Annotated in this window: 14 protein-coding genes; 10 read left to right on the top strand and 4 right to left on the bottom strand. The window is 73.5% G+C overall.

Annotated elements, in window-relative coordinates; genetic code table 11:
* The first annotated feature begins 10 nt into the window (after positions 1 to 10).
* Complete coding sequence (locus ACIRGB_RS34985; protein WP_403873526.1) at positions 11 to 613, top strand: O-methyltransferase; 603 nt, start codon at positions 11 to 13, stop codon at positions 611 to 613.
* 69 nt (positions 614 to 682) lie between these two features.
* Here the strand turns inward: ACIRGB_RS34985 and ACIRGB_RS34980 are convergent, their stop codons facing one another.
* Both ACIRGB_RS34980 and ACIRGB_RS34975 read right to left on the bottom strand, forming a co-directional pair.
* On the bottom strand, positions 683 to 1,588 hold the full coding sequence (locus ACIRGB_RS34980; RefSeq protein WP_403873524.1) for an alpha/beta fold hydrolase: 906 nt from the start codon (positions 1,586 to 1,588) through the stop codon (positions 683 to 685).
* 348 nt (positions 1,589 to 1,936) lie between these two features.
* Complete coding sequence (locus ACIRGB_RS34975; RefSeq protein WP_403873521.1) at positions 1,937 to 2,800, bottom strand: LysR family transcriptional regulator; 864 nt, start codon at positions 2,798 to 2,800, stop codon at positions 1,937 to 1,939.
* Positions 2,801 to 2,880: 80 nt separating this feature from the next.
* On the opposite strand from ACIRGB_RS34975, the gene ACIRGB_RS34970 reads away from it, so the two are divergent.
* Both ACIRGB_RS34970 and ACIRGB_RS34965 read left to right on the top strand, forming a co-directional pair.
* Positions 2,881 to 3,405, top strand: a complete 525-nt coding sequence (locus tag ACIRGB_RS34970; RefSeq protein ID WP_403873518.1) for a cupin domain-containing protein — start codon at positions 2,881 to 2,883, stop codon at positions 3,403 to 3,405.
* Positions 3,402 to 3,764, top strand: coding sequence for a DoxX family protein (locus tag ACIRGB_RS34965; RefSeq protein ID WP_403873515.1), 363 nt, complete (start codon positions 3,402 to 3,404; stop codon positions 3,762 to 3,764). Before ACIRGB_RS34970 ends, ACIRGB_RS34965 begins: the two co-directional genes overlap by 4 nt.
* A gap of 7 nt (positions 3,765 to 3,771) precedes the next feature.
* Here the strand turns inward: ACIRGB_RS34965 and ACIRGB_RS34960 are convergent, their stop codons facing one another.
* Positions 3,772 to 4,761, bottom strand: coding sequence for a helix-turn-helix transcriptional regulator (locus ACIRGB_RS34960; protein WP_403873513.1), 990 nt, complete (start codon positions 4,759 to 4,761; stop codon positions 3,772 to 3,774).
* Between the two features lie 102 nt (positions 4,762 to 4,863).
* Between ACIRGB_RS34960 and ACIRGB_RS34955 the strand changes: the two genes are divergently transcribed.
* On the top strand, positions 4,864 to 5,271 hold the full coding sequence (locus ACIRGB_RS34955) for a VOC family protein (RefSeq protein ID WP_403873510.1): 408 nt from the start codon (positions 4,864 to 4,866) through the stop codon (positions 5,269 to 5,271).
* 68 nt (positions 5,272 to 5,339) lie between these two features.
* Positions 5,340 to 7,127, top strand: coding sequence for a LamG-like jellyroll fold domain-containing protein (locus ACIRGB_RS34950; RefSeq protein WP_403873507.1), 1,788 nt, complete (start codon positions 5,340 to 5,342; stop codon positions 7,125 to 7,127).
* Positions 7,128 to 7,159: 32 nt separating this feature from the next.
* Here the strand turns inward: ACIRGB_RS34950 and ACIRGB_RS34945 are convergent, their stop codons facing one another.
* Entirely contained in the window at positions 7,160 to 7,474 is a 315-nt protein-coding gene (locus ACIRGB_RS34945; RefSeq protein ID WP_403873504.1) for a PLD nuclease N-terminal domain-containing protein, read from the bottom strand.
* An 87-nt stretch (positions 7,475 to 7,561) separates the two neighbouring features.
* On the opposite strand from ACIRGB_RS34945, the gene ACIRGB_RS34940 reads away from it, so the two are divergent.
* The 5 genes from ACIRGB_RS34940 (at position 7,562) to mqnE (ending at position 12,361) form a co-directional block, all read left to right on the top strand.
* The gene (locus ACIRGB_RS34940) at positions 7,562 to 9,019 is read left to right on the top strand and encodes a menaquinone biosynthesis decarboxylase (RefSeq protein ID WP_403873501.1); all 1,458 of its coding nucleotides are present in this window, start codon (positions 7,562 to 7,564) and stop codon (positions 9,017 to 9,019) included.
* Complete coding sequence (mqnP, locus tag ACIRGB_RS34935) at positions 9,016 to 9,921, top strand: menaquinone biosynthesis prenyltransferase MqnP (protein ID WP_403873498.1); 906 nt, start codon at positions 9,016 to 9,018, stop codon at positions 9,919 to 9,921. The genes ACIRGB_RS34940 and mqnP overlap by 4 nt, the downstream gene beginning before the upstream one ends.
* A 55-nt stretch (positions 9,922 to 9,976) precedes the next feature.
* The gene (locus ACIRGB_RS34930; protein ID WP_403873621.1) at positions 9,977 to 10,627 is read left to right on the top strand and encodes a UbiX family flavin prenyltransferase; all 651 of its coding nucleotides are present in this window, start codon (positions 9,977 to 9,979) and stop codon (positions 10,625 to 10,627) included.
* Between the two features lie 67 nt (positions 10,628 to 10,694).
* Positions 10,695 to 11,153 carry an Lrp/AsnC family transcriptional regulator gene (locus ACIRGB_RS34925; protein WP_403873618.1) on the top strand — a complete coding sequence of 153 codons (459 nt, stop codon included), beginning with the start codon at positions 10,695 to 10,697 and terminating at the stop codon, positions 11,151 to 11,153.
* 44 nt (positions 11,154 to 11,197) lie between these two features.
* The gene (gene mqnE / locus ACIRGB_RS34920; protein ID WP_087789939.1) at positions 11,198 to 12,361 is read left to right on the top strand and encodes an aminofutalosine synthase MqnE; all 1,164 of its coding nucleotides are present in this window, start codon (positions 11,198 to 11,200) and stop codon (positions 12,359 to 12,361) included.
* Positions 12,362 to 12,575: the final 214 nt, after the last annotated feature.

Genomic DNA, 12,575 nt, shown 5'->3' with positions numbered 1-12,575 from the left:
TAATGCGGGCATGTCGCTTCAGGGGACGGACGCCTACCGGGACGGCGACGGCACCCTGCCGGCGCTGGTCGCCCGGGCCGTGGCGGCGGCCCGGGCGCACGGCTTCGCCCACTCGTGCCGCCCCGAACAGGGCCGCCTGCTCCACCTGCTGGCCGCGGGAGCACCGCGGGCCATCGCCGAGACGGGCACGGGCTGCGGCGTGGGCCTGGCCTGGCTGGCCTCCGGCGCCCGCCCGGGAACCCGGCTGGTCGGCGTCGAACGCGACGCGGAGCGGGCCGGCGTCGCCGGGGAGGTCTTCCGGGACCACCCGGAGGTGGAGATCCTCCACGGTGACTGGCGGCGCGTCGCGGAACGCGGCCCGTACGACCTGCTGGTGCTGGACGGTGGCGGCCAGGCGAAGGGCGACGGCGCCGCCGACCCGGCCCGTCTGCTGGCCCCCGGCGGCACTCTGGTGGTCGACGACTTCACCCCTGCCGCCACCTGGCCGCCCCGCTTCGAGGGCGCTCCCGACCGGGCCCGGCTGCACTGGCTGGAGCACCCGGCCCTGCACACCACCGAACTCCGCCTCGCCCCGGACCTGGCCGCGATCGTCGGCACCCGGCTGCGGGGCTGACGGGAGGAGGCCCTGGGCCGCGGCGGGGGAAGCCACGGCCCAGGGCCGGTCTGCGGGGCGGCGCGGGGGTCAGTGGGCCTCGGCGGCGCGGGCGGTGACGCTCCGGACGGCCTTGAGGGCGAGGTCGGGGCGGTCGGTGTGGATGTAGTGGCCGCTGCCCTTCGCGATGGTGAGCTGTGCGGCGGTGGAGATCCGCTGCCACTCCCGCTGCCCCTCGGCCCACATCTTCTCCAGCGCGGGCCCGTAGTCGGGGACCTCGGCGTACTGGGACTCGTGCCTGAGGATCTCGACGGGGAGGTCCCCGGCGGAGTGGACCGGGCCGTCGGCGATGACGAACCGCTCCGGGTTCTGGCCCTCGTTGACCGCGATCGCGCCGTCCCGGAGCTGGGCCGCCGTGCCGCCCGCGTCGGCGGGAACGGTGCGGTGCATGTCGCGGGTGAGGTGGGGGACGGTGGCGTCCAGGAGCACCAGGCCCTTGACGCGGTCGGTGTGGTCGGGGGTGTAGCGGGCGGCGAGGTAGCCGCCCAGGGAGTGTCCGGCCAGGACGACCGGGCGGTCGCCCGCGAGCCGGTCGAGGAGCCTGGTGAGCAGGACGCCGGCGTCGTTGACGGTCTGCAGGGTGCCGGGGGCGGGCTTGTCGCTGCCGCCCTCGCCGAGGCGGTCGTAGGAGCAGACCCGGTCCGCCTTGCCCAGCGTCTTCTGCAAGGGGGCCATGTTGGCCAGGCCCTCGCCGCCACCGGGCATCAGCAGCACCAGGGGCCGGTCGGCGTCCGAGCGGCCGGAGCAGGAGACGTTGACCGAGTGGCCGTCGACGCGGAGTTTCTTCGTACCGGTGAAGGAGGCCCCCGCGGACGCGGTGGTGTCCTGCGCGCCGGAGTCGTCGTCCCCGTACTCCTCGTGGAGGACGAGTCCCGCGCCGGCCACGGTGCAGACGACGGCGACCACGGCGATCGCCTTGGCGAGGGTGCGGAACATGGGGGCCTCCAGCGGGCAAGGGCGGGGCAGGGACGCGGCGTTGGGGAGGGAAGTCTTTTCGGTCGGCCTGTCGTGCTCGGCGACTGAGAAGGACTCTAGGGAGCCGCCGGTCCCGGATCGTCACCCCGCGGTGGACACCTGTCCGTAGCTCCCCCGGGGGACAACCGCCCCCGCCCTGCGCCCCGTTCGCGCTGATCGACCGCCAGATCCGCTCCGGCAGGATGCGCGCGGCCTCGTCCAGATCGACGTCACTCACCCCGGACAGGCGGCGCCGGGCGACGGCCCGAGCGGCACCGGTGTGCGCAACGCGGCCTGCGACCAGTCGGCGGCCCAGCGCTCGACGCGCGCCTAGGGGGTGGCGTACGCCGCGATCGCGGTTCGGACGAAGGAGCGGATCAGCGGGTTCGGGTCGGAGCGTGGCCAGGCCAGTACCACCGGGCTCGGCGGCAGGCCCGTCAGCGGGACCACGGTGAGCCCCTCGGCGGGGACGTGCCCGACGAGGGTCATGCCGACCGTGCCGTTCCACAGGACGGCCTGCCGGCACTCGTGGACGGTACGCACCACGGGCCCGGTGCGCGGCTCCCCGCCGTGCCAGTACGCCTGCCACCGGGGGTCCGTGCCCTCCGGGAACCGGAACCAGCGGCGGTCGGCCAGCTCGGCCGGGGTCAGGCTCGCGCGGCCGGCCAGCGGATCGTCGGCCCGCAGCAGGGCGCCCACCGGGTCGGCACGCAAGGTGCGCGTGGTCAGACCGGTCGGGTCGAAGGGGCCGCGGGTGAGGGCAACGTCGACCAGCCCGGCGTGCAGCCCGCAGGTCGGGTCGGTCAGGTCGGTCTCGCGGATGGTGACCTCGGCGTGCGGGTGGCGCCGGCGGTAGGCGTCGGCCAGCCGGACCACGTCCGGGTCGGCGCTGTCGCCGAGGATGCCGACGGTGAGGGTCGCGGCACCCGCCGCGGTGGCCACGCGCGCGCGTACCCGGTCGGCCCGGTCCAGCAGGGCGCGCGCCTCGTCGAGCAGCACCGACCCGGCCCCGGTGAGGGTGACGCCGGTGGAGGCGCGGTGGAACAGCGTGGCGCCGAGTTCCGTCTCCAGGGCCCTGATCGCCCGGCTCAGCGGCGGCTGGCTCATGTGCAGCCGGACGGCCGCCCGGCCGAAGTGGAGTTCCTCGGCGACCGCCACGAAGTAGCGCAGCGTACGCAGCTCCAACCGGTCCATCCTGCGACGATACCCGTGCGGTATCGGGTGCGCGGAACGGGTCTTGGACGCTCCCGGTGCTCCGGCGGTGGAATCGGGCCATGACCGACGCACCGCTCAACAGTGAGCCCCAGCCGCCCCGTCCGGGCGCGGACCCGGCCGTCTCCGTGGTGGGACCGGACGACGGTGAGACGATCCTGCTGGGTACCACCCGCATGCGCGTCCTGGAGGACGGCGGCCACACCGGCCACCGCCTCGGCATGGCCGAGTCCGTGCTCGCCCCGCACACCCCCGGGCCGCCCCAGCACCGCCACGCCCGGCACGACGAGGGCTTCTACGTCATCTCCGGCACGGTGCGGTTCACCGTGGGGGACGAGGACATCGACGCGACGGCGGGCACGCTGGTGATGGTCCCGCCCGGCGCGCCGCACACCTTCGCCAACACCACCGATGAGCCGGCCCGCATGCTCAGCACCTTCACGCCGGACCTGTACGTCCAGTACTTCCGCGACCTGAGGGAGCTGTACGCCGACGGCCGGACCCCGACCCGGCGGGAGAGCCTGCGGACGATGAGCCGCTACGCGACCGAGCCCGCCACCGACGTCGCCCCGGGCGTGGAGTCGTGACCGTCGCGTACTGGATCGCCGCCGGACTCCTGGCCGCCTTCTACCTCTACGGGGGCGCGGTGAAGGTGGTGCGCAGCCGGGAGGGGCTGCGGCCGATGATGGCCTGGGTGGACAGCACCCCGATGCCCGCCGTCCGTGCCGTCGGGGTGGTCGAGGTGCTCGGCGCGGCCGGGCTGGTCCTGCCGCCGCTGACCGGCGTCGCACCCTGGCTCGCCCTGGCCGCGGCCGTCGGGTTCGTCGTCCTGCAAATCGGTGCGACCGCGGTCCACCTGCGCCTCGGGGACCGCCAGGTCGCCCTCAACCTCACCCTCCTGGCTGCCGCCGCCCTCACCGCCTGGCTCGCCACGGCCTGGCTGTGACCCGGCGTCAGTCACCCGGCGGCGGGTGCCGGGCCGCCTCCAGGAGCCGGCCCGCGAGGTCCGCGACGAGCCCGCGCAGCTCGTCCGGCCGCTCGACGACGAACGGGCGGTCCAGCGAGGCGAGTACGCCCGGCACCCAGTCCAGCCGCTCGACCCGCATCTCGACCCGGCACCAGGACTCGCCCCCGGACCCACCGTCCTCCGCGGCCACGATCGCCACGGCGGCCGGCAGCCCGGCCCGGACCTCCTCGGCCGTCCCCTGGACCCGTACCGTCACCTCGTGCCGGTAGGGCGCGGTGGCCAGCGCGGTCAGGACGCGTTCCGCCGGGCCCGGGCCGGGCGGCGGTTCGAAGGTGCCGGGCAGGACCCTCGCGCCGCTGATGCGGTCGAGCCGGAACGTCCGTTCCGCACCGGCCGAGAGGTCCCGGCCCGTCACGTACCACCGGCCCGCGTGCGCGACCAGCCCGTAGGGATACACGGTGCGCTCGCCGTCCCCGCCCCGGCCGCCGGTGTACCGGATCGCCACCGGCCGGTGATGGCGCACCGCGTCGGCGACCGGGAGCAGCACGGCGGCCTCCGGGGCGGCGGACCCGGCCGGCGCGGACGTGAAGGTGAGGGAGTCGAGCACCGCGTCCAGGCGGTGGCGGAGCCGCTCCGGCAGCACCCGCCGGACCTTCGCCGCCGCCGTCTCGCCCGCCGTGCCCGCCGCCGCCGTGATCCCCGTCCGCCGCCCGGCGACCAGGCCCAGCAGCACGGCCAGCGCCTCGTCGTCGGTCAGCATCAGCGGGGGCATGCGGTGGCCGGGAGCGAGCCGGTAGCCGCCGTAGCGGCCGCGCACCGACTCCACGGGGATGTCGAGCTCGACGAGGTGGTCGACGTACCGGCGCACCGTGCGCTCGCCGACGCCGAGCCGGCCGGCGAGTTCGGCCACGGTGCGCACCCCGCCCGCCTGGAGCAGTTCGAGCAGGGTGAGCACACGGGACACGGGACGGGACATGCCCCAAGTCTGCCGCCGATACCGGCCGGAAAGTGACCGGTATCGCTCCTACCGTGCGAGGGACAGCACCGCAGCACCACCCACCGAACCGGAGTGAACCCGATGAACCTCGTCTCGATCCGCGTCATCACGGCCGACGTAGCCCGCCTCGTCGACTTCTACGAGCGCGCCACCGGCCTGCGCGCGACCCGGGCCACCGAGGACTTCGCGGAACTGCGCACCCCCTCGGGCACCCTCGCGATCGGCAGCACCCGCACCGTGCCGCTCTTCGCCCCCGGCTCCGCCCGCCCCGCCGACAACCGCAGCGTGATCATCGAGTTCCTGGTGGACGACGTGGACGCCGTGCACCGGAACCTGACCGGCTTCGTGGCGGAGTTCGTCAGGGAGCCCACGACCATGCCCTGGGGAAACCGCGCGCTCCTCTTCCGCGACCCCGACGGCAACCTGGTCAACTTCTTCACCCCGGTCGCCCCGGCCGCCGTCGAGAAGTTCGCCGACGTCGCCCGCTGACCGCCCCCCTATGCTGGACCCGCCCGCAGGGGCGAGGACCGCACGCGGGGAGCGACCGGGAGGGATCTGTGTCAGCGCTGGAGCCGGACGACCCGCGCTCCGTCGGGGAGTACCGGCTGCTGAGCCGGCTGGGAGTGGGCGGCATGGGCCGGGTCTTCCTCGGCCGGTCCCCGGGAGGCCGGCTCGTCGCGGTCAAGGTGGTGCACGCCGAGCTGCTGCGCCGACCGGAGTTCCGCGACCGCTTCCGGCGCGAGGTCCGGGCGGCCCGGGCGGTCAGCGGCGCCTTCACCGCCCCGGTCGTCGACGCCGACCCGGACGCGCCGCTGCCCTGGCTGGTCACCAGCTACATCGCCGGACCGTCGCTGGAGCAGGCGGTGGCCGAGCGGGGGCCGTTCGCACCGCAGGCGGTGCTCACGCTGGCCGCCGGGCTGGCCGAGGCGCTGGTGTCGATCCACGCCGCGCACCTCGTTCACCGCGACCTCAAGCCCTCCAACGTGCTGCTCGCCGAGGACGGGCCGCGCGTCATCGACTTCGGCATCGTGCGCAGCGTCGACGCCGACTCCCTCACCGGCACCGGACACCTGGCCGGCTCCCCTGGCTTCATGTCCCCGGAGCAGGTCAACGGGGACGAGGTCACCTGGGCCAGCGACGTGTTCTGCCTGGGCGCGGTGCTGGCCTTCGCCGCGACCGGCGCCAACCCCTTCGGCGCCGGACCGACGCCCGCGCTGCTCTACCGCGTCGTCCACAACGCCCCCGACGTGGACGCCGTCGCCGACCCGGCGCTGCGTTCCCTGATCGCCGACTGCCTCGCCAAGGACCCGGCCCACCGCCCCGCCCCGCGCGAGATCCTCGCCCGCATCGGCCCGCTGGGCGGCGAGAGCGCGACGGCCCTGCCGCACGCCCAGCAGTGGACGCCGGCCGTCCGTCCGACCCGCGCGGACACCGTGCCCACCCGGATCGTCCCGCCGCCCGCCGCACCCCCGGCGCATGCGCGGACCCGCGTCGACCCCACCCCTCCGCCGACGCACGCGGCGGCGCCCGCACCGGCCGGCGTACGCCCGACGGCACCCGGGGACGGCGGCCGTCCCGGTCGGCGGGCCTTCCTGCTGTCCGGCGCGGGCGCGCTCGCCGCCCTCGGTGCCGGGACCGGGTTCTGGCTCAACCGCCCGGCGGCCTCCGACGCGTCGGGCACACCGGACGGAGCCGCACCCCCGCCGTCGCCCTCCCCGGCGTCACCGCCGCCCCCGGGGCCGGTCGGGCTGTGGCCCCTCGACGAGACCTCCGGCCAGGTCGCGCGGGACACCGCGGGCGGCCACGACGGCACCGTGACCGGCGTCGCCTGGCAGGGCGCGGGGGAAGGCGCCGCCTTCGACGGGACCGGCAGCCAGATCGTGACCGACGGCCCGGTGCTGGAGACCGGCGCGGGCCGTAGCTTCACCGTCGCCGCCCGGGTCCGCCTCGCCGTCCTGCCGGGCACCTTCGCCACCGCCGTCAGCCAGGACAGCGCCGACGCCAGCGGCTTCTACCTCCAGTACTCCAGCGAGGACCGGGGCTGGGCGTTCTCCCGTCCCGGCCTGCGCGCCGTCGCCCGGACCGCGCCCGCCGCGCACGTCTGGACCCACCTGACCGGCGTCTGCGACGGCCGGGCCCGCACGCTGCGCCTGTACGTCAACGGCGTCGAGGAGGCGGTCGTCGAGGACACCGGCCCCGCGCCCGCCACCGGCGCCTTCATCATCGGCCGGGCCTCCTTCGACGGGCAGCCCCGGGACTTCTTCCCCGGGTCCATCCGCGACGTACGGGCCTTCGACCTGGCGCTGAGCCCGGCGCGGGTCGCGGAACTCGCCGGACCCGGCTGACGGGACCTCAGCCGCAGCCCGCGGTTCGCGTCCTAGTCCTTGTCTCCGTCCTTGTCCCTGTCCTTCTCGTCGTCCTTCTCCAGGGACTTCAGGAAGTCGGGGTTGTCGTCCGGGGCCACCCACTGCCGCCGCCCGCCGCCGACCTGCCAGGGCGAGGAGCCGGCCGGCTGCCGCTTCTTGCCGGCGATGATCCAGGAGATCGAGCCGACCAGCGGGAAGAGCAGCACGAGGATCGCCCACAGCGGCTTGGGCATGTGGCGGATGTCGGCGTCCTTCGTGCTGATGCAGTCGATGAACGCGTAGACGCTCAGTGCCAGTGGCACGAGGAACATCAGCACCCGGAGCATGGGCCTCTCCAGCTCAAGCGAGGGGTGGGGACGCGTCACGGCCCCCAGGTACAGGGCCAGGGTAGCCGCTCGGGGATACTGGACCGCATGGCTTACGACGATCTTCGCTCCCTGCTCCGGGCGCTGGAGCGCGAGGGCGACCTCAAGCGCATCAAGGCCGAGGTCGATCCGTACCTGGAGGTCGGGGAGATCGTCGACCGGGTGAACAAGGCCGGCGGCCCCGCCCTGCTCTTCGAGAACGTGAAGGGCTCCGACCTGCCCCTCGCGATGAACGTCTTCGGCACCGACCGGCGCCTGCTCAAGGCCCTCGGCCTGAAGGCGTACTCCGACATCTCGGACAAGATCGGCGGACTGCTCCGCCCCGAGCTGCCGCAGGGCTTCGTCGGCGTGCGCGAGGCCTTCGGGAAGCTCGGCGCGATGACGCACGTACCGCCGAAGAAGGTGAAGCCGGGCAGCGCCCCCGTCCAGGAGGTCGTCCTCACCGGCGACGACGTGGACCTCGACCGGCTCCCCGCCCTGTTCACCTGGCCCGACGACGGCGGCTCCTTCTTCAACCTGGGCCTCACCCACACCAAGGACCCGGAGACGGGCATCCGCAACCTGGGCCTGTACCGGCTCCAGCGCCACGACAAGCGCACCATCGGCATGCACTGGCAGATCCACAAGGACAGCCGCAACCACTACCAGGTCGCCGCCCGGCGCGGTGAGCGCCTGCCGGTCGCCATCGCCTTCGGCTGCCCGCCCGCCGTGACCTACGCCTCCACCGCCCCGCTCCCCGGCGACATCGACGAGTACCTGTTCGCCGGGTTCCTCCAGGGCAAGCGGATCGAGATGGTCGACTGCAAAACCGTCCCGCTCCAGGTCCCGGCGCAGGCGGAGGTCGTCATCGAGGGCTGGCTGGAGCCCGGCGAGATGCTCCCCGAGGGCCCCTTCGGCGACCACACCGGCTTCTACACCCCCCAGGAGCCCTTCCCCGCCCTGACGATCGACTGCGTGACGATGCGGAAGCGCCCGCTGCTCCAGTCGATCGTGGTCGGCCGCCCGCCGACGGAGGACGGCCCGCTGGGGAAGGCCACGGAGCGCTTCTTCCTCCCGCTCCTCAAGATCATCGTCCCGGACATCGTGGACTACCACCTCCCCGAGGCCGGCGGCTTCCACAACTGCGCGATCGTCTCGATCGACAAGAAGTACCCCAAGCACGCCCAGAAGGTCATGCACGCCATCTGGGGCGCGCACATGATGTCCCTGACCAAGCTGATCGTGGTGGTCGACTCCGACTGCGACGTCCACGACCTGCACGAGGTCGCCTGGCGGGCGCTCGGCAACACCGACTACGCCCGTGACCTCACCGTCGTGGAAGGCCCGGTCGACCACCTCGACCACGCCTCCTACCAGCAGTTCTGGGGCGGCAAGGCGGGCATCGACGCCACGAGGAAGCTGCCCGAGGAGGGGTACACGCGCGACGGGGGCTGGCCGGACATGGTGCTGTCCGACCCGGAGACGGCGGCGAAGGTCGACCGCCGCTGGAAGGAGTACGGACTGTGACGTCGGCTTCCGCCGCCCTGCCGCAGCAGCCGGGGCGCACCAAGGCGTTCCTGCGCCTGGTGATGATCGAGCACTCGGTGTTCGCGCTGCCCTTCGCCTACATCGCCGCGCTGACCGCGATGTACCGGTGGGACGAGAACATCCACTGGGGCCGGCTGCTCCTGGTCACCGTCGCCATGGTGGGCCTGCGCACCTTCGCGATGGCCGTCAACCGGATCATCGACCGCGAGATCGACGCCCGCAACCCGCGCACCGCCCACCGCGAGCTGGTCACCGGCGCCATGTCGGTCAAGCACGCCTGGACCGGCGCGCTGATCGCCCTGGTCGTCTTCCTCGGCGCGGCGGCCCTGCTCAACCCGCTCTGCCTGGCCCTGGCCCCCGTCGCGGTGATCCCGATGGTGGTCTACCCGTACGGCAAGCGGTTCACGAACTTCCCGCAGGCCATCCTCGGCCTCGCCCAGGCCATGGGCCCGATCGGCGGCTGGCTGGCGATCAGCGGCGAGTGGTCCTGGGAGGCCGTGATCCTCGGCCTCGCGGTCGGCATCTGGATCGGCGGCTTCGACCTGATCTACGCCTGCCAGGACGTCGAGACCGACCGCGAGGTCGGCGTGAAGTCCGTCCCGGCCCGCTTCGGCATCCCGGCCGCGATCTGGGGCGCCCGCGCCTGCCACACCGTTACCACGGGCCTCTTCATCTGGTACGCCCTCGCCACCGACGCCGGTGTCTTCTTCTGGCTGGGCCTGCTGATCGTCGCGGGTGCGTTCGTCTACGAGCACACCATCGTCCGCCCCACCGACCTGACCCGCCTCAACAGGGCGTTCTTCAGCGTCAACGGCTTCATCGGCATCGCGCTGTTCGGGTGCGCGCTGCTGGATCTGCTCGTACGGGGCCTCACGGTCTGAAAACCCTGAGCCTGCGACTAGGCTCGGCATCATGAAGCCAGGACATACGCAGCGCGTGCCTTGGATCGTGGGGGTGTCCGGGGCCTCCGGGACCCCGTACGCCGCCGCCGTGCTCCGTGCGCTGCTCGCCGCCGGCGAGAGTGTCGACCTGGTGGTCAGCCGGGCCTCGCGGCTCACCCTGCTCGACGAGACCGGCATCCCCTTCCGCGACGCCCACTGGCAGCAGGACCTGCGCGCGTGGCTGGCCCGCGGAGCCGACGGAAAGCCCGGCACGTTCGACGCGGACGTCTCCGGCGTACGGCACTGGAGCGCGGGCGACCTCGCGGCCGGGCCGTCCTCGGGGTCGTACCCGACGAAGGGCATGCTGATCGTGCCCGCGTCGACGGCCTGCGTGGCCGGTGTCGCGCTCGGGCTGTCGAAGGACCTGCTCCAGCGCACCGCGAGCGTGACCCTCAAGGAGCGCCGCAGGCTGGTCGTGGCCGTACGGGAGACCCCCCTGGACGGCCGGACGCTGCGGCACCTGGTGACCCTGGACGACGCCGGCGCGAGCGTGGTGCCCGCCTCCCCGGCCTTCTACGCGGGGGCGACGCACATCCAGGACCTGGTGGACTTCGTCGCCGGGCGCGTCCTCGACGCGGCGGGTGTCGGGCACGACCTGTACCGCCGCTGGAGCGGCGACCTCGGCGGGGCCCGCCCCACCACCTGAGCACCACCTCCCCCCACACGTTTGTTACCCACATCTTCAGAATTCTTCAGTGGAAGGCTTCGATCGCATGGACGCGGTGGACAGGCAGCTCATCCAGGCCCTGAGGGAGAACGGCCGGGCCTCCTACGCGGAGCTGGGGCGCCTGGTCGGACTCTCGGGACCCAGCGTCACCGACCGCATCAACCGGCTGGAGACGGCCGGTGTCATCACCGGCTACCGGGCCACCGTGGACGCCGCCTCGCTCGGCCTCGGCGTCACCGCCCTGATCGGCGTCTCGCTCTCCGACGCCGCCGACCACGAGGACGTGGCCCAGCGGCTCAGGGAGCTGCGGGAGATCGAGGACTGCTGGTTCATCGCCGGTGACGACTCCTACATGCTCAAGGTGCGCGCCGCCGACGTGGACGGCCTGGAGAGCATCATCCGGCGGCTGTCGGGCACCAAGGGCGTGTCCAGGACCCGCACCACCATCGTCCTCTCCACCAAGTGGGAGAACCGGGTGGGCGAGCTGCCGGAAGAGGTCCAGTAGCCGGGGCGTACCGTTGACCCGTCTGTCTCAGAAAGAGGTATCGCATGGACGCCGGGCTCAAGCGCGAGCTGGAGCAGAAGGTCCGCTCCGGTGAGCGGCTGACCCGCGAGGACGGCATCGCGCTGTACGAGTCGGACGATCTCGCCTGGCTCGGCGGCCTCGCGCACGAGGTGCGGACGCGGAAGAACGGCGACGTCGTCCACTTCAACGTCAACCGCCACCTCAACATGACCAACGTGTGCACCGCCTCCTGCGCGTACTGCTCCTTCCAGCGCAAGCCGGGGGAGAAGGACGCGTACACGATGCGCATCGAGGAGGCGGTCAAGCTCGCCAAGGCGATGGAGGGCGAGAACCTCACCGAGCTGCACATCGTCAACGGCCTGCACCCCAACCTGCCGTGGCGCTACTACCCGCGCTCGCTGCGTGAACTGAAGGCCGCGCTGCCGGACGTCTCGCTCAAGGCGTTCACGGCCACCGAGATCCACCACTTCGAGACCATCTCCGGGATGTCCGCCTCCGACATCCTGGACGAGCTGATCGACGCCGGTCTGGAGTCCCTCACCGGCGGCGGCGCGGAGATCTTCGACTGGGAGGTGCGGCAGCACATCGTCGACCACCGCACCCACTGGGAGGACTGGTCCCGCATCCACCGCCTGGCCCACGAGAAGGGCCTGAAGACCCCGTGCACCATGCTCTACGGCCACATCGAGGAGCCCCGCCACCGCGTGGACCACGTGCTGCGCCTGCGTGAGCTGCAGGACGAGACGGGCGGCTTCCAGGTCTTCATCCCACTGCGCTACCAGCACGACTTCGTGGACATGAAGGACGGCAAGGTCAGGAACCGCCTCCAGGCGCGTACGCAGATGGCGACCGGCGCGGAGGCCCTGAAGACCTTCGCCGTCTCGCGTCTCCTCTTCGACAACGTCCCGCACGTCAAGGTCTTCTGGGTCATGCACGGCGTCCAGACGGCCCAGCTGGCCCTCCAGCACGGCGCGGACGACATGGACGGCTCGGTCGTCGAGTACAAGATCACGCACGACGCGGACGACTTCGGCACGCCGAACAAGCTGACGCGGGAGGATCTGCTGGACCTCATCCGCGACGCGGGGTTCCGTCCGGTGGAGCGGAACACGCGGTACGAGATCCTCCGGGAGTACGAGGGCCCCGACCCGGCGCGCCGGGAGTCGCCGCAGCCGATGCGGGTCTGAATCTCCGGTTGTTCTTCGGGTGCGGGCCGGTGGGGGCCGTGGGGGGGGGGGGCCCCCCCCCCCCCCCGGGGGGGGGGGGGGGGCGCGCGCCCCCCCCCCCCCCCCCCCCCCCCCCCCCCGGCCCCCCCCCCCCCCCCCCCCCCCCCCCCCCCCCCCCCCCCCGCGCCGGCCCCCCGGCCCCCCCCCCCCCCCCCCCCCCCCCAGGGGGTGGGCC

It is taken from the genome of Streptomyces sp. NPDC102490, from assembly GCF_044765285.1.
Taxonomy (GTDB): Bacteria; Actinomycetota; Actinomycetes; order Streptomycetales; family Streptomycetaceae; genus Streptomyces.
Note: the sequence above shows the minus strand (reverse complement) of the source record. Positions and strands in the feature narration are given on the sequence as shown.

Coding starts and splice junctions, on each gene's coding strand:
- mqnE (WP_087789939.1), top strand. CDS start 11,198: ATGGACGCCGGGCTCAAGCGCGAGCTGGAGCAGAAGGTCCGCTCCGGT.
- ACIRGB_RS34940 (WP_403873501.1), top strand. CDS start 7,562: ATGGCTTACGACGATCTTCGCTCCCTGCTCCGGGCGCTGGAGCGCGAG.
- ACIRGB_RS34985 (WP_403873526.1), top strand. CDS start 11: ATGTCGCTTCAGGGGACGGACGCCTACCGGGACGGCGACGGCACCCTG.
- ACIRGB_RS34960 (WP_403873513.1), bottom strand. CDS start 4,761: ATGTCCCGTCCCGTGTCCCGTGTGCTCACCCTGCTCGAACTGCTCCAG.
- ACIRGB_RS34975 (WP_403873521.1), bottom strand. CDS start 2,800: ATGGACCGGTTGGAGCTGCGTACGCTGCGCTACTTCGTGGCGGTCGCC.
- ACIRGB_RS34970 (WP_403873518.1), top strand. CDS start 2,881: ATGACCGACGCACCGCTCAACAGTGAGCCCCAGCCGCCCCGTCCGGGC.
- ACIRGB_RS34955 (WP_403873510.1), top strand. CDS start 4,864: ATGAACCTCGTCTCGATCCGCGTCATCACGGCCGACGTAGCCCGCCTC.
- ACIRGB_RS34925 (WP_403873618.1), top strand. CDS start 10,695: ATGGACGCGGTGGACAGGCAGCTCATCCAGGCCCTGAGGGAGAACGGC.
- ACIRGB_RS34945 (WP_403873504.1), bottom strand. CDS start 7,474: ATGCTCCGGGTGCTGATGTTCCTCGTGCCACTGGCACTGAGCGTCTAC.
- ACIRGB_RS34980 (WP_403873524.1), bottom strand. CDS start 1,588: ATGTTCCGCACCCTCGCCAAGGCGATCGCCGTGGTCGCCGTCGTCTGC.